The 20708-nt window shown below is 68.7% G+C and carries 19 protein-coding genes and 2 pseudogenes; 15 read left to right on the forward strand and 6 right to left on the reverse strand.

What is annotated here, in order from left to right:
• Positions 1 to 2: 2 nt before the first annotated feature.
• The 4 genes from ADBZ6K_RS19750 (at position 3) to holA (ending at position 4313) form a co-directional block, all read left to right on the forward strand.
• Positions 3 to 839, forward strand: a complete 837-nt coding sequence (locus tag ADBZ6K_RS19750) for a DegV family protein (RefSeq protein ID WP_526349796.1) — start codon at positions 3 to 5, stop codon at positions 837 to 839.
• A 97-nt stretch (positions 840 to 936) separates the two neighbouring features.
• The gene (locus ADBZ6K_RS19755) at positions 937 to 1755 is read left to right on the forward strand and encodes a ComEA family DNA-binding protein (protein ID WP_526349798.1); all 819 of its coding nucleotides are present in this window, start codon (positions 937 to 939) and stop codon (positions 1753 to 1755) included.
• The gene (locus ADBZ6K_RS19760) at positions 1752 to 3296 is read left to right on the forward strand and encodes a ComEC/Rec2 family competence protein (protein WP_526349801.1); all 1545 of its coding nucleotides are present in this window, start codon (positions 1752 to 1754) and stop codon (positions 3294 to 3296) included. Before ADBZ6K_RS19755 ends, ADBZ6K_RS19760 begins: the two co-directional genes overlap by 4 nt.
• 12 nt (positions 3297 to 3308) lie before the next feature.
• The gene (gene holA, locus ADBZ6K_RS19765; protein WP_526349803.1) at positions 3309 to 4313 is read left to right on the forward strand and encodes a DNA polymerase III subunit delta; all 1005 of its coding nucleotides are present in this window, start codon (positions 3309 to 3311) and stop codon (positions 4311 to 4313) included.
• An 87-nt stretch (positions 4314 to 4400) separates the two neighbouring features.
• On the opposite strand, the gene rpsT is transcribed toward holA, so the two are convergent.
• Positions 4401 to 4661, reverse strand: coding sequence for a 30S ribosomal protein S20 (rpsT, locus tag ADBZ6K_RS19770; protein WP_526349805.1), 261 nt, complete (start codon positions 4659 to 4661; stop codon positions 4401 to 4403).
• Positions 4662 to 4851: 190 nt separating this feature from the next.
• Here rpsT and ADBZ6K_RS19775 point away from each other — a divergent pair, with 190 nt between their 5' ends.
• Genes ADBZ6K_RS19775 through ADBZ6K_RS19785 form a run of 3 tightly spaced genes read left to right on the forward strand, consistent with a single transcriptional unit; the run spans position 4852 to position 8377 of the window.
• Positions 4852 to 6546, forward strand: coding sequence for a circularly permuted type 2 ATP-grasp protein (locus tag ADBZ6K_RS19775; protein ID WP_526349807.1), 1695 nt, complete (start codon positions 4852 to 4854; stop codon positions 6544 to 6546).
• A gap of 14 nt (positions 6547 to 6560) precedes the next feature.
• Positions 6561 to 7538 carry an alpha-E domain-containing protein gene (locus tag ADBZ6K_RS19780; RefSeq protein WP_526349809.1) on the forward strand — a complete coding sequence of 326 codons (978 nt, stop codon included), beginning with the start codon at positions 6561 to 6563 and terminating at the stop codon, positions 7536 to 7538.
• On the forward strand, positions 7538 to 8377 hold the full coding sequence (locus ADBZ6K_RS19785) for a transglutaminase-like domain-containing protein (protein ID WP_526349811.1): 840 nt from the start codon (positions 7538 to 7540) through the stop codon (positions 8375 to 8377). The genes ADBZ6K_RS19780 and ADBZ6K_RS19785 overlap by 1 nt, the downstream gene beginning before the upstream one ends.
• Here the strand turns inward: ADBZ6K_RS19785 and ADBZ6K_RS19790 are convergent.
• Together ADBZ6K_RS19790 and ADBZ6K_RS19795 are read right to left on the reverse strand one after the other, a co-directional pair.
• Positions 8361 to 9221 carry a ribonuclease Z gene (locus ADBZ6K_RS19790; RefSeq protein WP_526349813.1) on the reverse strand — a complete coding sequence of 287 codons (861 nt, stop codon included), beginning with the start codon at positions 9219 to 9221 and terminating at the stop codon, positions 8361 to 8363. The genes ADBZ6K_RS19785 and ADBZ6K_RS19790 overlap by 17 nt on opposite strands.
• A gap of 175 nt (positions 9222 to 9396) precedes the next feature.
• The gene (locus ADBZ6K_RS19795) at positions 9397 to 10443 is read right to left on the reverse strand and encodes an aldo/keto reductase (RefSeq protein ID WP_526349815.1); all 1047 of its coding nucleotides are present in this window, start codon (positions 10441 to 10443) and stop codon (positions 9397 to 9399) included.
• Between the two features lie 165 nt (positions 10444 to 10608).
• Here ADBZ6K_RS19795 and ADBZ6K_RS19800 point away from each other — a divergent pair, with 165 nt between their 5' ends.
• Both ADBZ6K_RS19800 and ADBZ6K_RS19805 read left to right on the forward strand, forming a co-directional pair.
• A complete protein-coding gene (locus ADBZ6K_RS19800; RefSeq protein ID WP_526349817.1) occupies positions 10609 to 11037 on the forward strand; it encodes a CBS domain-containing protein in 429 nt (142 codons plus the stop codon).
• Positions 11038 to 11089: 52 nt separating this feature from the next.
• The gene (locus ADBZ6K_RS19805) at positions 11090 to 11659 is read left to right on the forward strand and encodes a GNAT family N-acetyltransferase (RefSeq protein WP_526349819.1); all 570 of its coding nucleotides are present in this window, start codon (positions 11090 to 11092) and stop codon (positions 11657 to 11659) included.
• Between the two features lie 6 nt (positions 11660 to 11665).
• Here ADBZ6K_RS19805 and ADBZ6K_RS19810 read toward each other — a convergent pair whose 3' ends face one another.
• A complete protein-coding gene (locus ADBZ6K_RS19810) occupies positions 11666 to 12292 on the reverse strand; it encodes a type II toxin-antitoxin system PemK/MazF family toxin (RefSeq protein WP_526349821.1) in 627 nt (208 codons plus the stop codon).
• A gap of 28 nt (positions 12293 to 12320) precedes the next feature.
• On the opposite strand from ADBZ6K_RS19810, the pseudogene lepA reads away from it, so the two are divergent.
• From lepA to ADBZ6K_RS19825, 3 genes and pseudogenes are all read left to right on the forward strand, one after another.
• A pseudogene (gene lepA / locus ADBZ6K_RS19815) lies at positions 12321 to 14296 on the forward strand (translation elongation factor 4).
• Positions 14297 to 14299: 3 nt separating this feature from the next.
• Positions 14300 to 15010 carry a sensor domain-containing protein gene (locus tag ADBZ6K_RS19820; RefSeq protein ID WP_526349823.1) on the forward strand — a complete coding sequence of 237 codons (711 nt, stop codon included), beginning with the start codon at positions 14300 to 14302 and terminating at the stop codon, positions 15008 to 15010.
• A 263-nt stretch (positions 15011 to 15273) separates the two neighbouring features.
• Positions 15274 to 15885 carry a sensor domain-containing protein gene (locus ADBZ6K_RS19825; protein ID WP_526349825.1) on the forward strand — a complete coding sequence of 204 codons (612 nt, stop codon included), beginning with the start codon at positions 15274 to 15276 and terminating at the stop codon, positions 15883 to 15885.
• Between the two features lie 13 nt (positions 15886 to 15898).
• On the opposite strand, the gene ADBZ6K_RS19830 is transcribed toward ADBZ6K_RS19825, so the two are convergent.
• A complete protein-coding gene (locus ADBZ6K_RS19830; RefSeq protein WP_526349827.1) occupies positions 15899 to 16381 on the reverse strand; it encodes a hypothetical protein in 483 nt (160 codons plus the stop codon).
• A gap of 268 nt (positions 16382 to 16649) precedes the next feature.
• On the opposite strand from ADBZ6K_RS19830, the gene ADBZ6K_RS19835 reads away from it, so the two are divergent.
• From ADBZ6K_RS19835 to ADBZ6K_RS19845, 3 genes and pseudogenes are all read left to right on the forward strand, one after another.
• Positions 16650 to 17642 (forward strand): isopenicillin N synthase family dioxygenase, encoded by a 993-nt coding sequence (locus ADBZ6K_RS19835; RefSeq protein ID WP_526349829.1) that lies wholly within the window; start codon positions 16650 to 16652, stop codon positions 17640 to 17642.
• Between the two features lie 112 nt (positions 17643 to 17754).
• Complete coding sequence (locus ADBZ6K_RS19840; RefSeq protein ID WP_526349831.1) at positions 17755 to 18315, forward strand: LysR substrate-binding domain-containing protein; 561 nt, start codon at positions 17755 to 17757, stop codon at positions 18313 to 18315.
• A gap of 92 nt (positions 18316 to 18407) precedes the next feature.
• Positions 18408 to 18689: pseudogene (locus ADBZ6K_RS19845) on the forward strand (hypothetical protein); the annotation flags it as partial.
• A gap of 89 nt (positions 18690 to 18778) precedes the next feature.
• Here ADBZ6K_RS19845 and ADBZ6K_RS19850 read toward each other — a convergent pair.
• Complete coding sequence (locus ADBZ6K_RS19850) at positions 18779 to 20692, reverse strand: family 2A encapsulin nanocompartment cargo protein cysteine desulfurase (protein WP_526349833.1); 1914 nt, start codon at positions 20690 to 20692, stop codon at positions 18779 to 18781.
• Positions 20693 to 20708: the final 16 nt, after the last annotated feature.

Consider the following 20708-nt stretch of genomic DNA (forward strand, 5'->3'; position numbering starts at 1 on the left):
CGATGGCCGTCGTCGTGGTGACCGATTCGTCGTCGCGGTTGGCGACTGACGACATGAAGCAGTGGGAGATCCGACAGGCACCCCTGCATGTCCTCGTCGACGGCGTCGATCTGCGCGACGGCGTCGACGCGGTGCCCTACGACATCCACGAACGGGCCACCGCCACTACCGCGGGTGCGACGCCCGCCGAGCTGGCCGAGCTCTACCGACAGGCGCTGCATGACAGCGGCGGCGACGGTGTGGTCGCCGTGCACATCTCGGCGGCGCTGTCGGGCACGTTCGGTTCGGCGGTGCAGGCCGCACGCGAACTCGGCCCCGCCGTACGCGTGGTGAACTCACGCTCGGCCGCCATGGGAGTGGGTTTCGTCGCGTTGGCCGCTGCACGATCGGCGGCAGCCGGCGCGAATCTCAACGCTGTCGAGGCTGCCGCCCGTGCAGCCGTGGCCCGCGGGCATTCGTTCATCGTCGTGCACCGGCTGGACAACCTGCGCCGCAGCGGCAGGATCGGCACGGCCGCCTCATGGTTGGGCACCGCACTGTCGCTGAAGCCGCTGCTGTGCCTGGATCTGGACGGCCGGCTGGTGTTGTCGCAGCGGATTCGGACTGTGTCCAAGGCGCATGCCGCGATGGTGGATCAGGTCGCCGAGATCGTCGGTCACCGGCGCGCATCCCTCGCGGTGCACCACGTGGATAACCACGACGCGGCCGATGAGGTCGGCGCGGCGCTGACCCGTCGGTTGCCCCAGGTCGAGTCGCTGACGGTATCCGACATGGGCCCGGTGTTGTCTATTCACGTCGGCGGGGGAGCGGTCGGCGTGAGCCTGCAGCTCGCCGAATGATCCCGATCCATCCACAAACCCGGTTTCATCCACAACTCGCTGTCGTTTGCCGCCGGGACGTCCTGGGCCGTCCCCGCCCGCACCTACCGTCGGGCCCATGCGAACCGAACCCTCCGCCGAGCGGCTGCATCGCCGCCTGAACCCAGAGGCCGACCCGGACAGCGGCGACGACACCGAGGAACGGCCGGATACCGCGCTGTCGCGGTGGCTGCCTGACAACCGGGGGGGTGATTCGCCTGGATGGGTCGCCGCCATCCGCGCCGATCCCGGCCGCGCCGGGGTGATCGCGCTCGCGGTGGTCGGTGTGGTTGCCGTGCTGGTGACCGTGTTCAGCCTGATGCGGGACGGGGCGCCGCCGGTCGCCTCGGCGAAACTTCCTCCGGTGCAGATGGTTTCGTCGGAGGGCCCAACCCCGGGCCCGCCTGCCGCTGGGCAGGGGGCGGTGGTCGTCAGTGTCGTCGGCCTCGTCCACCGGCCAGGACTGGTCACGCTGGCGGCGGGCGCGCGCATCGCCGACGCACTGGACGCCGCGGGCGGTCCGATCGACGGCGCCGATCTGATCGGACTGAACATGGCCCGCAGGGTGGCCGACGGCGAGCAGATCATCGTCGGCCTCGCCCCGCCGCCGGGTGAACCCGCTTCGATGGGCAGCTCGATTGGCGCGTCCGAGCAGGCACCCGGATCACCCGCTCCCGCGCCGGCGCAGAGCCCGTCGGCGCCGCCCGACGCGGTCGATCTGAACACCGCGACGGCACAGCAGCTCGACACTTTGCCCGGGGTCGGACCGGTCACCGCCGCCGCCATCGTGGCCTGGCGCGACGCCAACGGCCGGTACACCAGCGTGGAGCAACTCGCCGAGGTGGACGGGATCGGCCCCGCCCGGCTGGAGAAGCTGCGCGACCTGGTCCGGGTGTGACGGCTTCCGGTGGTCAGGGCGATGCCGTCGATCGGCTCGACCTGCGGCTGGTCCCCGCCGCGGTCACGGGATGGGCGGCCACGGCGGCGGGAATCATCTGGCACGCGGGAGCTGCGGCGGCCGCGGCGCTCGGGGCGGTCGCCATCATCGCGGCCGCAGCAAGGTGGATCGCCGTCCGCAGGAAATCGTCGGCGCTGGCGGGCGGGATCGGGGCCACCGTCCTCGCGGCGGTGTGCGCGGGTGCCGGGTTCACCATCGCAATCGGGCTGCGGGTGCAGGATCTGCGTGACCACCCCGTCACGATGCGGTACGGCACGGAGGGCACGGTCGTGGTGACACCGGCTGAGAGCCCACGCACCGTCGGTGGCCGGGTGATGTTCCAGGGTTCGCTGGATTATCTGGACGATGCCGAAACATACGGCCGCGTCGTGGTTTTCGCGTCCGCCCGTGGCTTCGCCGATCTGGCGGCGGGCCAGCCCGCGGCATTCCGCGCCCGGATCGACCGGCCGACCAGGCGTGACCTGACCGTCGCCGTGTTGTCGGCGGCCGGTCGTCCGACGCCAGGGGAGGCCGGGCCGATCCTTCGCGCAGCGCAGAGGGTGCGGAGCGGCTTCGCCGACGCGGCGCGGCGCGCCCTCCCGCCGGATCAGGCCGCGATGCTGCCCGCGTTGGTGCTCGGCGACACCTCCGCGGTGAGCGGCCGCACGACAGACGACTTCCGCACGTCGGGGTTGGCGCACCTCACCGCCGTGTCGGGGGCCAACGTCACCATCGTCTGCGGTGCGGTGCTGGCCGCCGCCGTGGTGACCGGGCCGCGCGGCGCTGTCGCGCTGGCCGCACTCGCGCTTGTCGCGTTCGTCATCGTCGTGCAACCTTCGGCCAGCGTGCTGCGGGCCGCGGCGATGGGTGCGGTCACCCTGCTGGCGGTGCTCACCCACCGCAGGCGCCAAGCCATTCCGGCGCTGTCGGCCAGCGTCATCGCACTCCTGATCAGCGCACCGGCCCTCGCCGTGGACGCCGGGTTCGCGCTGTCGGTGTCGGCGACGGCCGCGCTGATCCTCATCGCGCCCGTCTGGTCGCGGCGGCTGACCACCCGCGGCTGGCCCAAACCGTTGGCCGACGTCGTCAGCATCGCCGCCGCCGCCCAGATCGTGACGGCACCGCTGGTTGCGGGGATGTCGGGCACGCTGAGCCTGATCTCGGTCGTTGCCAACATCGCCGTCGCCGCGGTGATCCCGCCCATCACCGTGATCGGCACCGCCGCGGCCGCCCTGAACACGCTGTGGCCCGCCGGTGCGCAGCTGCTGATCCGGTTCACCGGACCCGAACTGTGGTGGCTGCTGCGGGTGGCGGGCTGGGCAGCCGGTGTCCCCGGATCCTCCGTGCCGGTGCCGTCCGGACCGCTCGGGGTGCTGCTGGTGGCGTTCTGCGGCGCTGCCCTGGTGCTCGGCTGGCGGTCGCGGTGGCTGCGCGTGGGTGTGGTTGGCGGCGCGGTGTGCCTGCTGGCATGGACCCTGACAGGCCATGTCGGGTCGGCGTGACACCATCGTGACGTGAGCCAACAGGGAGCCGGTCTGCATCTGGTGCTAGGCGACGAGGAGCTGCTGGTCGAACGCGCGGTCGCGACGGTGCTGCGGGCGACCCGGACTTCGGCCGCAGGGGCCTCAGGTGGCTCGTCAGCGTCGTCAGGGTTTGCGGGGGCCGATATCCCCATCGACCGGCTGCGCGCCGGCGAGGTGAGCACCAGCGAGCTGGCCGAACTGCTCAGTCCGTCGCTGTTCGCCGACGAGCGGGTGGTGGTGCTGGAGGCCGCCGCGGAGGCGGGAAAGGAGGCCGCGGCGCTGATCGCGACCGCGGCGGGCGACCTGCCTCCGGGCACCGTCCTCATCGTGGTCCACTCCGGCGGAGGACGGGCCAAGGCGCTGGCCGATCAGGTGAAGAAGCTCGGCGCCCAGGTGCATCCCTGTGCTCGCATCACGAAAGCCAGTGAGCGGGCCGACTTCGTCCGTGGCGAATTCCGCGCGTTGGGGGTCAAGGTGTCCGACGACACAGTCGGCGCGGTGATCGACGCGGTCGGCTCCGACCTGCGGGAGCTAGCCGCGGCGTGTTCGCAGCTGGTGGCCGACACCGGCGGGCGGGTGGACGCCGCCGCGGTCCGTCGCTACCACTCGGGAAAGGCGGAGGTCAAGGGTTTCGACATCGCCGACAAGGCCGTCGCCGGGGACGTCGCCGGGGCCGCCGAGGCGCTGCGGTGGGCGATGCTCAGCGGTGAGCCGCACGTCGTGCTGGCGGATGCCCTGGCCGAGGCGGTGCACTCGATCGCCAGGGTCGGGCCCCTGTCCGGGGATCCGTATCGGCTGGCCGGTGAACTCGGCATGCCGCCGTGGCGGGTACAGAAGGCGCAGAAGCAGGCCAGGCGCTGGTCGCGCACCTCGGTGGCCGAGGCGATGCGGTTGGTGGCCGCGCTCAACGCCGACGTCAAGGGCGCCGCGGCGGATGCGGACTATGCGCTGGAGGCGGCGGTGCGCAAGGTGGCGCAGCTGGTGGCCGACGACTGATGTCGGCACTCACCGAGCTTGTTGGCGCTGTCGGCCCCACGTGGAGCTTATTGCCCCACGCGGAGCTGATTGGCTGAAGCCGGGAGCTCAGAGCTTGTTGAGTGACAGCGCGAGGGCCGACTTCTTGTTGGCGGCCTGATTCTTGTGGATGACACCCTTGCTCGCGGCCTTGTCCAGCTTGCGGCTGGTGGACGCGAGCAGCTCGGCGGCCTTGTCCTTCTCACCTGCCGCGACGGCCTCACGGAACCCGCGGACAGCCGTGCGAAGAGAGGACTTCACCGACTGGTTGCGCAGTCTGCGGCGCTCGTTTGTGCGGATGCGCTTTTCCTGCGACTTGATGTTGGCCACGCGGTAGTTCCTTCGTAATTCTCGGCTGGGTTTACCAAAAGTCATGCGCGCCCGGTTGCGGGCAGCGGTTGTTCAGACTACCAGCGCAGACGCAAACACCCAAAAGCGCTCGGGCCGCCAATCGGACGCAACCACGACACATGCGGGCACTGGCCTGCCGAAACCGCGCCGGTGGTGCAGCATATCTGCTGTGAGCCTTCGAACCCTCCCTTCCGACACCGCACGGACGTCGCGAAACACTTCACGAACGTCAAGACGCCACGAAGGCATATTCGACGGATACAACTCCCTCGGCAGCTACGACAAGGCGTTCGACGAGATGTTCGACGCCCAGGGAAACGTGCGCGGTCCCTACAAGGGGATCTTCGCTGAGCTCGCCCCGTCGGACGCATCGGAACTGGCGGCTCGCACCGACGCACTCGGGCGCGCGTTCATCAATCAGGGCATCACGTTCTCGTTGTCCGGTAAGGAGCGGCCCTTCCCGCTCGATCTGGTGCCCCGGGTCATCTCCGCTGCGGAGTGGTCCCGCCTGGAGCGCGGCATCAGGCAGCGCGTCAAGGCGCTCGAGATGTACCTCGACGACATCTACGGGGAGCAGGAGATCCTGCGCGACGCGGTCATCCCGCGCAGGCTCGTCACCTCCTGCGAACACTTCCACCGCGAGGCCGCAGGCATCGTTCCGCCCAACGGTGTGCGCATCCACGTCGCCGGAATCGACCTAATCCGCGACGCGCAGGGCAACTTCCGTGTCCTGGAGGACAACCTGCGTTCGCCGTCCGGTGTGTCCTACGTGATGGAGAACCGCCGCACCATGGCGCGGGTCTTCCCGAACCTGTTCTCCACCAACCGGGTACGAGCCGTCGGCGACTACTCGTCGCACCTGCTGCGGGCGCTTCGCAACGCGGCGGCAAACAACGTCGCCGACCCGACCGTGGTGGTGCTCACCCCAGGGGTGTACAACTCCGCCTACTTCGAACATTCGCTGCTGGCCCGCCAGATGGGCGTCGAGCTCGTCGAGGGCCGCGACCTGTTCTGCCGGGACAACACCGTGTACATGCGCACCACCGAGGGCGAGCGTCAGGTCGACGTCGTCTACCGCCGCATCGATGACGACTTCCTGGATCCGATGCAGTTCCGCCCCGACTCGGTGCTCGGTGTGGCCGGCCTGCTCAACGCGGCGCGCGCAGGCAACGTCGTGATCTCCAGCGCCGTCGGCAACGGCGTGGGCGACGACAAGCTCATCTACACCTACGTGCCCACGATCATCGAGTACTACCTCGGCGAGAAACCGCTGCTGGCCAACGTCGACACCCTGCGCTGCTGGCTGGACAGCGAGCGCGAGGAGGTGTTGGACCGGGTCAGTGAGCTGGTGATCAAACCGGTGGAGGGGTCCGGCGGGTACGGCATCGTGTTCGGTCCCGACGCCTCGGAAAAGGAGCTGGCCACGATCAGCAAGAAGATCCGCACGGACCCGCGCGGCTGGATCGCGCAGCCCGTGATGCAGTTGTCGACGGTTCCGACTCAGGTGGGTGACAAGCTCGCGCCCCGCCACGTCGACCTGCGGCCGTTCGCCGTCAACGACGGTGACGACGTCTGGGTGCTGCCCGGCGGGCTGACTCGCGTCGCACTGCCGGAGGGCTCCCTTGTGGTCAACTCCAGCCAGGGCGGCGGGTCCAAGGACACCTGGGTGCTGGCTTCGCGTGGCGCGGTGACCGACCGCGAACTCGGCGGTGCCGAGGTGGTCCGGGCGCTGCCGAAGGCGCCCGCCAAGGCCACCAAGGCCGCCCGCGTCGAGAAGTCGTCGGCGGCGTCCTCCTCGCAACAGCAGCAGCACCAGGCACAGACCAACGGGCTGCAGCACGACCAGCAGCAGCAACAGCAGTAGGGCGGTGATGGATCATGTTGGCTCGCAACGCTGAATCGTTGTATTGGATCGGCCGCTACGTCGAACGCGCCGACGACACCGCGCGAATTCTCGACGTCACGGTGCACCAGCTGCTGGAGGACGCCAGCGTCGACCCCGACCAGGCGTCACGGACGCTGCTGAGGGTGCTGGGCATCGAGTCGCCCGACTCACCGCTGGACGTGTGGTCGCTGACCGACATCGTCGCGTTCGGCGAGGAAACCACCGGAGGCTGCTCGATCGTCGAGTCGATCTCGGCCGCGCGTGAGAACGCCCGCGGCGCACGGGAAGTCACCTCGACCGAAATCTGGGAATGCCTCAACACCACCTACAACGCGCTCGCCGACAAGGAACGCGCCGCCAAACGCCTCGGCCCGCATGAGTTCCTGTCCTATATCGAGGGCAGGGCGGCGATGTTCGCCGGCCTGGCGGATTCGACGCTGTCGCGCGACGACGGGTACCGATTCATGGTGCTCGGCCGGGCGATCGAGCGCGTCGACATGACGGTGCGGCTGCTGTTGTCCCGGGTCGGAGACAGCGCGTCGTCGCCGGCCTGGGTGACGCTGCTGCGTTCGGCGGGGGCCCATGACACCTACCTGCGTACCTATCGTGGCGTGCTCGACGCGGGTCGGGTTGTCGAGTTCATGATGCTCGACCGGCTCTTTCCGCGGTCGATCTTCTACTCGCTCAAGCTCGCCGAGCACAGCCTCGACGAGCTGCTCAACCGGCCGCACAATCGGCTGGGCGCTACGGCCGAGGCGCAGCGGCTGCTCGGGCGGGCCCGCAGCGAACTGGAATTCCTGCATCCCGGCGACCTGCTGGACTCGCTGGAACGGCGGCTGGCCGACCTGCAGGAAACATGTCGCGAGGTGGGAGAAGCCTTGGCGCTGCAGTACTTCCACTCCGCGCCGTGGGTGGCGTGGTCCGACGCCGGACGCAACGGCGCACTGGTCATCGAGGAAGGTGAGATCTGATGTGGCGAATGCGGGTGGTGCACTCGACGGGCTACGCCTACAAGTCGGCGGTGACCGCGTCGTTCAACGAGGCACGCCTGACCCCCCGGTCGGACTCACGCCAGAACGTCATCCTCAACCGCGTCGAGACCGTGCCGGCCACCCGGTCCTATCGCTACGTCGACTACTGGGGCACCGCGGTCACTTCTTTCGATCTGCACGCCCCGCACACCGAACTGGAGGTCACCGCATCCTCGGTGGTCGAGACCGACCGCGGTGAACTTCCCAAGGAGAAGGCGAGCTGGGAAGACCTTCGCACCGAAGCCGTGATCGACCGCTTTGACGAGGTGCTCAGCCCGACGTGCTACACCCCGGAAAGCAAGCGGATCGCGCGCGTGGGGGAGCGCATCGCGAAGTACCACGATCCGCAGGACGCCGTCCTCGCGGCCGCCGACTGGGTGCACGGCGAACTGGACTACGTCGCCGGAACCACCGGCGTGCACTCGTCGGGACTGGACGCCCTCCGCGAAGGCAGAGGCGTGTGCCAGGACTTTGCGCACCTTACGTTGATCCTGTTGCGCAGCATGGGAATTCCCTCGCGCTATGTGTCGGGCTATCTGCATCCCAAGCCCAAGGCGACGATCGGCCACACCATCGACGGCCAGAGCCATGCCTGGCTGCAGGCCTGGACGGGCGGCTGGTGGAACTACGACCCGACCAACGTCACCGAAATCAACGAGCAGTACGTCAGCGTCGGCGTCGGCCGCGACTACTCCGACGTCAGCCCCCTCAAGGGCATCTACTCCGGTGAGGGATCGACCGACCTCGACGTGGTCGTGGAGATCACCCGGTTGGCTTGACGCAGACGCCCGGGTGGATCTCGACCCGGTGCAGGTCATCGCCGAGTTCGATCTGCCGCGGAAACGTCGTGGCCGCCAGTGCCCGCCAATGCTCTTCCTGGCCGGGCGCGATGGCGGGGACGTAGTGGGTGAGGATGAGAATCCCGACCCCGGCTCGGGCAGCCGTGGCGGCCGCTTCCTCCACCGACGAGTGATAGTCGCAGATTTCGCGGATCCGCTGCAGCGCCGCCTGCTGCATGAGGTCCTTGCGCACCACGGTGTGTACAAGCGCACCGGCGCCTGATGCCAGCGCGTCGAGGCTCTCGCAGGGCACGGTGTCGCCGGCCAGCACCACCGATGCGCCCGCGTGCTCGACCCGAAACGCGATCGTCGGCGTCACCGGCCGGTGGTCGGTCGGCGCCACCCGGATCCGCACACCGTCTCGGTCCCACGCAACACCGTCGATTTGCTCGTGGACCGTCACGGGCGGTGCCGCGGTCAGATCGGCGTGGTGGGCGATCCGATAGCCGATGTCGAACCCGAAGGCTCGCAGCGTGGCCTCGACCACCTCGCCGGTACCGGGCGGGCCGATGATCGGCAGCGCCGGTTGGTCGGGTGTGAACGTGCTGACCCACCGGGTGATCAGCACATCGCCAAGGTCGGCGATGTGGTCGCTGTGCAGGTGAGTGAGCAGCACGGCGGTCAGCGCGTTCGCGCCCACACCGATCGCCGCGGCCCGTTGCAGCACACCCCGGCCGCAGTCGACGAGAAAGGTCTGTGCGCCCGCGCGCACCAACGTCGCCGGGCCGGCCCGGTCGGGGTCGGGTATCGGACTGCCGGTCCCGAGCAACGTGACTTCGATCATGACGTCATGCCTACTCGTGCGCCCATGACGTCAATTGTCTCCACTCCGGCGTGTCGCGATGTGAAAACACCAGGGATCGGCCCGCTTCGCGACCGGCTGGGTCCTGATGCAGCCGGCCCGCTTCGCGACCGGCTGGGTGTTATTGCAGCCGGCCCGCTTCGCGACCGGCTGGGTGTTATTGCAGCCGGCCCGCTTCGCGACCGGCTGACACCCACGTGAGGTCGCCGATCCGGTTCCCCGACACCAGATCCGCCGCCCCGTCGAGACCGGCCACCTGCTCCGGGGTCAGCGTCACCCGCAGCGACGCGACGTTCTCGTCGACCCTCGCGGCTCTGCGGGTGCCCGGAATCGGCACCGACGCCACGCCGAGCGCATCCGCCCGATACCGCAGCCAGGCCAGCGCGATCTGCGCGGGCGTGGCACCCACCTCGGCGGCCACAGCGCTGATCACCTCCACCACCGCCTGATTCGCCTCCAACGCAGCCTCGGTGAACCGCGGCAGCAACCGGCGAAAGTCGGTGTCGGAAGGCAGGTCGGCGGCGCCCCGGACCGTCCCGGTCAGAAAGCCGCGCCCGAGCGGCGAATACGGAACAAAGCCGACGCCGAGTTCGGCCGCGGCGGGTACGACGTTGGTCTCCACGTCGCGGCTCCACACCGACCACTCGCTCTGCACGGCGGCGATGGGATGCACGGCGTTCGCGGCGCGCAGTTCGTCGGCGGTCACCTCGGACAACCCGAGATGACGCACCTTGCCCGCGGTCACGAGTTCGGCCATGGCGCCCACCGTTTCCTCGATCGGGACGCTCAGATCACGTCGGTGCATGTAGTAGAGGTCCACGACGTCGGTGCCCAGTCTGCGCAGACTCTCGTCGATGCTCTGTTGCACATAGGCCGCATCGCCGCGGGTTGCCGGCAATCCAAGGGTGGGGTCGGCGCGGTCGGCGGGGTTCGCGGTGATGCCGAACTTGGTCGCCAGCGTGACCTCGTCGCGTCGGTCGGCGAGCAGCGCGGCGATGAGCCGTTCGTTGTCGCCACCGCCGTACACATTGGCCGTGTCGACGAACGTCACCCCGATGTCGAGGCAATGGTTCAGTGTTGCCAGCGATTCGGCCGCGTCACTCGCCCCGTACACCGACGTCAGCGCCATACCGCCGAAGCCGATCGCGCTCACCACCAACCCGTCACCGAGTTGGACAGTGGGCAACGCACCGGTGTTCGTCACACTCGTCTCCAATCCTCAATGCGCGCAACGCGCTACACCTGTTCGACGGCCCTGTGCGCGAATCTATTCCAGCAGGCCCTCCCGCAAACCGTGTCGCGTCTTTCGCCCGGCGCACGAACGGCCTAGCCTGGTGTGAAGCGGATCCCACCCCGGCGGGAGGTAACGATGCGGATTGCCGACATCTTGCGCAACAAGGGATCGGAGGTTGCCACCGCGGCACCCGACACAACGGTCACCCAGTTGCTCGCCGAGCTTGCCAAGTACAACGTCGGCGCGATGGTGGTGGTCGGGCCCGACGGCGTGGTGGGCATCGTCTCGGAACGAGACGTAGTGCGCCGGCTCCACGAACAGGGCGCCCGTCTGCTCGACCGCCGGGTCTCGGAGATCATGACGACGGTGGTCGCCACCTGCACGCCTGGCGACTCGGTGGACAGCCTCAGCGCGCTGATGACGACCAACCGGGTACGCCATGTCCCCGTCATCGCAGGCGGCAGCCTCGCGGGCATCGTCAGCATCGGCGACGTCGTCAAGAATCGGATGGAAGAGCTGGAGGCCGAGCAGGAACAGCTGCAGGCCTACATCAACCAGGGATGACCGGCCGCAGCGCGTGACCAGCGTCGAGGTACGTCCCGGTACGCGCGCTGATATGCGCGCGCTTTCGCGAACTCTCGGCCGGGCATTCGCCGACGACCCGGTCATGGCGTGGCTGCTGCCCGACCGCGTCGAACGTCACCGCAAACTGCATCGGTTGTTCGCGGCGATCGCCCGCCACCACCACCTGCGCAGGGGTGGAGTCGACGTCGCGATGGACGGCCAGGTCACCGGCGGCGCCGCGCTATGGGATCCGCCCGGCAACTGGAAGCACACCCGCATCGAGGAGCTCATCGCGCTGCCCGGCCTGCTGGTGACCTTCGGGCGAGCCCTCGCCCGCGGAGCGGTGGTCACCGAGTTGATGAAGGACGCCCACCCGGAGGAACCGCACTGGTATCTCGCGGTGATCGGCAGCGACCCGGCCGTGCGGGGTAAGGGTTTCGGCCAGGCGCTGATGCGTTCGCGCCTCGACCGTTGCGACGCCGAGCACGCCCCGGCCTATCTCGAATCGAGCAACCCCGACAACATCCCGTACTACCAGCGATTCGGATTCGAGGTGACCGGCGAACTCGCGATCCCCGACGGCGGGCCCAGCCTCTGGCCGATGTGGCGCCAGCCGCGGTGAGCGGACTCAGCTCCAGGAGTATTCGGCCCGCAGTCTCGCCGCCACGATCTCGAACCGGGGGTGGTCGAGGATCGCGCCTTCGCGCCTGATGCCCTCCTCGGGCACATCGAGCACCCGGTCCAGCCGAACCCAGCTGTCCCGGCCGTCGTAATCCCAGCTGCCGCTGCCGATGCCGACCCACTGCGGGTCGTCGCGGTGGTGCTCCTGACTCGACAGGATCAGGCCGAGCAGGGTGGCGCGATCACGCCCCACGACAAGCACCGGACGGTCCTTCCCGCGGGTGGGATCGTCCTCGTACACCACCCACGTCCACACGATCTCGCCCGGATCGGCACGGCCGTCCAGATCCGGCGCGTACACGATCTTGCGCGCGCGCTGCGCGGTGGGCACGCTGCCCTCGGTTACCGGTCGGCCCGCGGTGATCGCGGGAGACGACTGGGTCGAAGCCGCGCCCGCCAGTGCGTTCAGGCCCGCGTCCAGACCGAGCTTGATGCCCTGCTGGATGGTGTGCTGCACGGTGCGCGAAACGTTGTCGGAGTTCTGAAGTTGCCGGATGAACTTCGGTGCCTCGTTGAACACCAGGTTCTCGGTGACATCCAGAATCCGCTGGAACGTCTTCCACTGCGACGCCATGGTGTCGAGCATAAGTGAGGTCGAAGCGATGAGGAGGGACCGCGGCGACGGGCCGCCGATCGAGGCCACGATTGTGTCGCGGCGCCCGGATCTCGATACCCTTGAAGCGCGCAGCACGCGCCCGAGACCCGTCCCTGCCAGGAGATTCCCATCAGTAGTTTCGCCGACAAGACCTTCACCGCGCCGGCGCAGATACGGAACTTCTGCATCATCGCCCATATCGACCACGGCAAGTCGACCCTGGCCGACCGGATGCTGCAGCTCACCGGCGTCGTCGACGAACGTTCGATGCGGGCGCAGTACCTGGACCGGATGGATATCGAGCGGGAGCGCGGCATCACTATCAAGGCCCAGAACGTGCGCCTGCCTTGGACGAGCACAGTGGGTGGGACGACACAGGACTTCGTCCTGCACTTGATCGACACCCCCGGCCACGTCGACTTCACCTACGAGGTGTCGCGCGCGCTGGAGGCGTGTGAAGGGGCGGTGCTGCTGGTCGACGCGGCGCAGGGCATCGAGGCGCAGACGCTGGCCAACCTGTACCTGGCGCTGGACCGCGACCTGCACATCATCCCCGTACTGAACAAGATCGACCTGCCCGCCGCCGACCCCGAGCGTTACGCCGGGGAACTCGCCCACATCATCGGCTGCGAACCCTCCGACGTGCTGCGGGTGTCCGGAAAGACCGGGGAGGGGGTGGCCGACCTGCTCGACCACGTGGTGCGTGAGGTGCCGCCGCCGACGGGCGATCCCGACGCCCCCGCGCGGGCGATGATCTTCGACTCCGTCTACGACATCTATCGCGGTGTCGTCACCTACGTGCGTGTCGTTGACGGCAAGATCACGCCCCGTGAGCGCATCGCGATGATGTCCACCGGCGCCACCCACGAGCTGCTCGAGGTCGGGATCGTCTCACCGGAACCCAAACCGTCGGCGGGATTGGGGGTCGGTGAGGTGGGCTACCTGATCACCGGGGTGAAGGACGTCCGCCAATCCAAGGTCGGCGACACCGTCACCAGCGCGCGGCGCGGCGCCACCGAGGCGCTGACCGGCTACCGCGAACCCAAGCCGATGGTCTACTCCGGGCTCTATCCCGTCGACGGTTCGGACTACCCGGATCTGCGTGATGCGCTGGAGAAGCTGCAGCTCAACGACGCGGCGCTGACCTACGAGCCGGAGACCTCGGTGGCACTGGGGTTCGGCTTCCGGTGCGGGTTCCTCGGGCTGCTGCACATGGAGATCACCCGCGAGCGCCTCGAGCGGGAGTTCGACCTCGATCTCATCTCCACCTCGCCGAACGTGGTGTACCGGGTGATCCAGAACGATGGAACCGAGTCGATCGTCACCAACCCGTCGGACTGGCCGGAGGGCAAGATCCAGACGATCTTCGAGCCGGTGGTGAAGACGACGATCATCGCGCCGAGCGAGTTCATCGGGACCATCATGGAGCTGTGCCAGTCCCGTCGCGGCGAGCTCGGCGGCATGGACTACCTCTCCCCGGAACGCGTCGAACTGCGCTACACGATGCCGCTCGGCGAGATCATCTTCGACTTCTTCGACTCGCTGAAATCCCGCACCCGCGGCTACGCCAGCCTGGACTACGAGGAGGCAGGCGAGCAGGAGGCCGCCCTGGTCAAGGTGGATATTCTGCTGCAGGGCGAGACCGTCGACGCATTCAGCGCGATCGTGCACAAGGACTCCGCCTTCGCCTATGGCAACAGGATGACCACCAAGCTCAAGGAGCTCATCCCGCGCCAACAGTTCGAGGTGCCGGTGCAGGCGGCCATCGGGTCGAAGATCATCGCCCGCGAAAACATCCGCGCGATCCGCAAAGACGTGCTATCGAAGTGCTACGGCGGCGACATCACCCGCAAGCGCAAACTGCTGGAGAAGCAGAAGGAAGGCAAGAAGCGGATGAAGACCATCGGACGGGTCGAGGTGCCGCAGGAGGCCTTCGTGGCGGCGCTGTCCACCGACGCCGCCGGTGACAAACCGAAGAAGTAGCCCGTGCGGTGCTCGGCGGTGGTCGCGGCGGGTGTGTGCATGCTGCTCGCCGCCTGCTCCACCACCGTCACCGGAACGGCGTTGGTGGCCCTGCGCTCGGATCCGCCGACGGCGGTGCGCCCTCTCGACGAGGTGCTTCCGACCGCTTGGGAAATCGCGGCTGCGCTCGGGATCCGTCAGGACGGATACCTGGGCCAGCTGGTCGAGGGCGGCGCGGACACCTTGCTCGCGGGTGTCGACCAATCCGAGGCGACCCCGATCGAGTGCGTCAGCGCGACATATCGGCTGCAGCAGGTGGTGTACGCTGCCAGCCCGGTGCGGACCGTCGTGACCCGGTCATGGGCCGGTGGCGGACCCGACGGCCCGTCGTCGACGGCGTTCATCGGAGTGGTCAAGCTGGCCAGCGCCGACGATGCCCGCGCCTTCTTCGCGGCCACCGCAGACAAGTGGCGCGCCTGCGACGGCCGCACGATGGTGCTGTATCAGGCCGATCGTGCGATGCGCGCCTCGACGCGCATCACCGATGTGACGGTCGGCGACCGGATCGTCTCGGCGGTGCTGGTGCATGACCCCGGGACAGGCGCGGCCGGCGTCGGACGTGCGCTGGGTGTCGGATCGGACTGCATCGTCGACGTCGAAGTGACCGGAGGGCAAGCACCCGGTGGCGCGATCGACATCGCTGGTCTGATGCTGCACAAAGTCACGGGCTTCTAAAGAGGCGAATCGGCGAACCTGTCCGCCACAATGTTCGGGTGAGTGTCAAGGGAAGCCGCGCACGCGAGGAGCGAAACAGACGCCGCGCACGCGAGGAGCGAAACAGACGCCGCGCACGCGAGGAGCGAAACAGACGCCGCGCACGCGAGGAGCGAAACAGACGCCGCGCACGCGAGGAGCGGAACAGACTCCGTTGCCGAACCATTACTGCGGTAGTCGTCGTTGCGGCCGCACTGTTCGGGTTGTCCGGGTGCGCCAACACGGTGTCGGGCACCGCTGTCCGCGGTGAGGCCTTGCCTCCGCTGGAGGAGTCCCAGCTCGATGACGTGATGGTGCCGATCGCTGATCTGAACAGGATCGTCGACTCCACCGAGATGGAGGTCACGAGCGAGATCGACACGATGTCCGACCATTCCGGCGACGTCTCCGATCCCGAATGCCTCGGCGCGGTCTACGGCGCCGAGGAAACTGTCTACCAGCACAGCCGGTGGACGTCGATGCTCGACCAGATCGCGCGGGAACCCACCGACGACAACGACCACTGGGTGGAGCAGACCGCTGTGATCTACCCGTCGGACGCCGACGCCCGCCGGTTCTTCGAGGCTTCGAAGGAGGCGTGGGGCAAGTGCGCCAACTACACGGTGACCGTCCGCGGGGACGATACGGACTCACTGTGGGATATCGACGAGGTCACCACCGCCGGTGACATGATCATCCAGACGTCGATCCAGCAGCATGTGAACGGCTGGGGGTGTCAGCATGCGCTGGCGGTGTCCGGCAATCTGACGACGGAGACTTGGGCCTGCTCGTATTCGCCCGGTGATGAGGCGGCCCAAATCGCCGAGGAGATGATCGCCAGAGCGACCGAGCGGTAACCGTGCCGGGTGTTCAGCCCCTGGCCGGGACCCAGCTGACCGTGCCCGGCGTCGACAGGTCGACGCCGACGTGACCGAGGTCGCCCAGGACGGCGACGATCGGCTGGGCCGCGTCAACTCCCTCGGGTATCGCAATGGTCGAAGTGGTCGGTACGTAGTCCATCGTGGACGGCCGGCCCTCGTCGTTGGCCAGCACGACGGTGATTACCTGCCCGTCGGCCGTCACCTCGCGGGGCAGCTGCGGATTGGAGCCGCTGCCGTAGGTGACGACCCACAGTGTGCCGGGCTCGTCGGGCACGACAACCCCGGCCGGCGATTCCAACGTGCCCTGCACACCGTCGGGCAGGCCCTTGAACGGCGATGGCAAGTCGTCGGCGGGCGGGGAGGCCGGCACCGGCGAGTCGGTGCTCCGCGCCTGGGCGGACGGGGCCATGTCTGCGCAACCGGACGCGCTCACGGTGAGCAGGGTGAACACGAGTGCGGTCAGGACGCGCATGGGTTGCAGGGTATGTCATCCCCGTCGCGGCACGGTCACGCCACTTCTGCACCGGGGTCGTGCTCAATCGCGGCGGTGCTGCCATGGCGCAGATATCGGCGCGAGCCTTCGGGGCGATCAGGGTGACGCGGACAGCGGGACCGTCCGCCGCTGCAGGACCAACTCGCCCCATGCGTTGAACGCGGGTGATTCAACGGCTTCTTCACACCCCTCGCGGCTCCGTGAACCGGATTGGCCGACGGGCCCCGCTGTGCCGACAATGGCGGCCATGCTTCCCGTTCTCGATCTGGCCGACGCCGACACCGACACAGCTGCGTTTCAGCGCTCGCTGCGCGAAGCCGCCCACGACGCGGGGTTTTTCTACCTCGTCGGGCACGGAGTGCCGCGGGACCAGATCGACGCGGCGCTGCGACTTGCACGTGAATTCTTCGCGCTGCCAACGGATGTCAAGAACGAGATCAGCCAGCTGCAAAGTCCGCAATTCCGCGGGTACTCGCGTCTGGGCGGCGAGCTGACCAACGGCACGGTCGACTGGCGAGAACAGATCGACATCGGGCCGGAACGCCCGGTCATCGAGGCCGCGGAGGGCTACCGGCGCCTGCAGGGGCCCAACCTGTGGCCGTCGAACCCTTCCGGGTTCCGGAAGGCCTTCGAGGAGTGGGATACCGCGCTGTCCGACGTCGGTCTGAAGCTGCTGCGGCATTGGGCGGTGTCGCTGGGTGCGCCGGCGGACACCTTCGACGCGTCCTTCGCCGACCGGCCGGCCACCCTCATCAAGGTGGTGCGCTACCCCGGCACCGCCGACACCGCCCAGGGCGTCGGCGCGCACAAGGACTCCGGGGTTCTGACCCTGCTGTTGATCGAGCCCGAATCAGAGGGATTGCAGGTCGAATTGGGTCCCGATCGCTGGATCGAGGTGCCACCGCTTGCCGGCGCGTTCATCGTCAACATCGGCGAACTGCTCGAGGTCGCCACGGGCGGCTATCTGCGCGCCACCCGCCACCGGGTTCGCGCGCCCCGGCCGGGCTCCGACCGGGTGTCGATCCCGTACTTTCTCAACCCGGCACTGGACGCGCTCGTGCCCATCATTTCGCTGCCACCGGAACTGGCCGCGCTGTCCCGCGGCGTCGAGGCCGACCCGGCCAACCCCATCTTCCAGACATACGGCGAGAATGCGTGGAAGTCGCGCACCCGGGCGCATCCCGACGTGGCGGAACTGCATCATGGCATCAAACCCGCCGGCCGGGCGTCCGCCTACTGAAGCTGGAACTCATCGGCGCGGACCCCGATGAGGGTGTCGCCCTGCTGACCAGTGACGGCGTCGACGCGGCGGTGGTCACCGAAGTGCCCGGTGAGGCACCGGAGTCCCCGGTGTGCACCGCGTCGCGGTGTACGACGGCGAATTCTTCGTCGTGCTGCCCGCCGGGCACCGCCTGGCGCGCGCCGCCGAGGTGCCGTTCGCGGCGCTCGCATCCGATCAATGGGTGGTCAGCTCGGCCGCCGGAACGTGTCCGGACACCCGGGTGTTCCATCAGGCCTGCCGCAGAGCGGGTTTCACACCTTCGGTGACGTTTCGGGCCGAGGACTACACAACGGTGCAAGGACTGGCCGCGGCGAATATCGGGGCGTCGCTGGTGCCGTCGCTGGCTGTGCCGGGCACCCGGGGGATGTCGCGGTACGCCGGGTGGCCGGGCAGCATCCCGTGCGCCGCATCGCGCTGGCAACCTCCCGTGAACCCACGCCGGATCGGCTCTGGCGGCGCTGGTTTCGTTAGTGCGAACCGCGGGTTCACGGCTCGCGACCGACCCGGTCTACAACGTTCCTGCACGCCCCTTCAGCGTCGCTTGATTCCCCATCTGCCCGCCATCCGGTGCGGCATGCCGTTCGGCGGCAGCGTGAACCTGCCACCCGATGAAAGGACCTCTTGCACATGACGATCAGCGACACGACCACGACACCGGTGCTGGGGTCGGTCGACGAAGCGCTGGCGGCCGCGCAGGCGGTGGCCGCCGAGATCGCCGTCGGGGTCCAGGCGGCGACCGCCACCGCATGGACCAAGCGTGCGCACTGGCGGCCGCTGGCCGATCTGGCGCTGGAGACCGAGACCGAGTTCTATCTCGGGCTGCTGCACGCCGGGGACGGGGCGCACGGGGCGCGGGAACGCGCCGCGCTGGCCGCCGAATTCCTGCCCACGTTCGGCGTCTCGACGGAATGCGGGCCGGGCCGGCATTCGGCCGATCAGCTCGAGGCCGTCCTGGTGGCGTGGGCCGAACTCGCCGCAACCCGGGAACCCGCGTTGTTCGCCTGATACTTTCCCTGCTCGAGCAGACGCAAACTGCCCCAGAAGCCCGGGTTTCGGGGGCCTTTTGCGTCTGCTCGGCGGGAAAAGGCCCCGCGCTAGATGGAGCCCTCGGCAATCCGGCGGACGGCGCGGATGAACACGTCGATCTCCTCGAAGGTGTTGTAGAACGCGAACGACGGACGCACCGTGGCCTCCAGCCCCATCCTGCGCAGGATCGGCTGCGCGCAATGGTGCCCCGCCCGCACCGCGATACCCTCGGCGTTGAGCGCCTTACCCACCTCGAGCGGCTCGTGGCCGGCCAGCACGAACGACAGCACACTGGCCTTCTCGTCGGCCGTGCCGACCAGCCGCACCCCGGGGATGTCGGCGAGCAAGGGCGTGGCGTACTCCAGCAGCGCGTGTTCGTACTCCGAAATCCGCTCGATACCAACCTTTTCCACGTACCGTAGGGCCTCGCCGAGGCCTACGGCGTCGGCGATGTTGCCGGTGCCTGCCTCGAACTTGTTCGGCGGGCCCTGGTAGAGCGAGCGCTCCAGGGTGACATCGGCGATCATGTTGCCGCCGCCCTGCCACGGCGGTGTCTCGGCCAGTGCCTCCTCGGTGCCGTACAGCGCGCCGATGCCGGTTGGGCCGACGATCTTGTGTCCGGAGAACACGAAGAAGTCCGCGCCCAGCTCGCTGACGTTGATCGGGATGTGCGGGATCGACTGCGCCCCGTCGATCAGGACCTTGGCGCCGTAGCGGTGGCCGAGCTCGACGATGTCGTGAACGGGTGTCACGGTGCCCAGCGCGTTGGAAACATGGGTGGCCGCAACGAGTTTGGTGCGCGGCCCGAGTAGATCCTCGAACTCGCCGAGCAGCAGATTGCCTGCGTCGTCGACCGGAGCGACCTTGAGGATGGCCCCTGTCTGTTGCGAAAGCAGTTGCCACGGAACGATGTTGGCGTGGTGCTCCAGGTGGGTGATGACGATCTCGTCACCCGGACGGAGGTGCTTGCCTCCCCACGCGTAGGCGACCAGGTTGATCGCCTCGGTGGTGCCGCGCACGAAGATGATCTCCTCGTCCTTCGCCGCGCCGATGAAGCGGCGCACGGTGTCGCGCGCCTCCTCGTAGGCATCGGTGGCCCGCGCCGCCAGCTCATGGGCCGCGCGGTGGATGTTGGAGTTCTCGTGGGTGTAGAAGTACGACAGGCGGTCGATGACGGCCTGCGGCTTCTGCGTGGTCGCGGCGTTGTCGAACCAGATCAGCGGCTTGCCGTTGACGGTCTCGCGCAGGATGGGGAAGTCCGCCCGGATCGCGTTGACATCGAAGATCTCGTGGTCGTCGGGCAGCTGGGGAACCGGCTCGCGAAGGAAGTAGTAGCTGGCCTCATCTCTTGGATCGCCCGGTACCGCCGGAGCGGTGGATGACCCGCCCAGACCCAGATCCGCGACCCGCGGGGCCAAGGGCAACCAGTCGGGAGCCGTCGGCGCCGAACCTCTCGGAGCCGTCGGCGCCGACCCGCGAGGTGCGACCGGAGCGGTCGGTGGCGATCCCGCCAGCACGCCGGGGATCGTCGGCACGATGCCCGACGGTACCGCGTATACCGACAGATCACCCACGCCTGCAGGCGCATACGGGTTCGCGATGCCGCCGGCGGCAGTGCCCGTGGAGGCGGCCGCCGTGGCGTCGGGCGCCGATCCCCGCGGCGCCACCGGCACCGACTGCGGCGGCACGAACTCGGGGCCCGGCGACGTCGGCGCCGGGATCAAACCCGGTCCCTGCGGCGCAGTGAACGCCGCGGCCGACGGGGTGGCGGGATCGGAGGTCCTCGCCGCCGTGGAGGCCGCCGACGTCACCGCCGTCGTGTCGGGGGCGGATCCGCGCGGCGCCACCGGGGCGGTCTGCGGCGGGGTGTCCGGGCCGGGCCGGATGCTGGCCGCGAACAGCTGCGTGGCCAGCGCGGCCAGCTCGGCCTCGCTGATGGGAAGGTCGCCCTCGGCGGCTGGCGACCGGTATTCGTTACCCATCGCTGCGCTCGCTCTG

The sequence above is a fragment of the Mycobacterium sp. genome (genome assembly GCF_044223235.1).
Lineage (GTDB): Bacteria > Actinomycetota > Actinomycetes > Mycobacteriales > Mycobacteriaceae > Mycobacterium.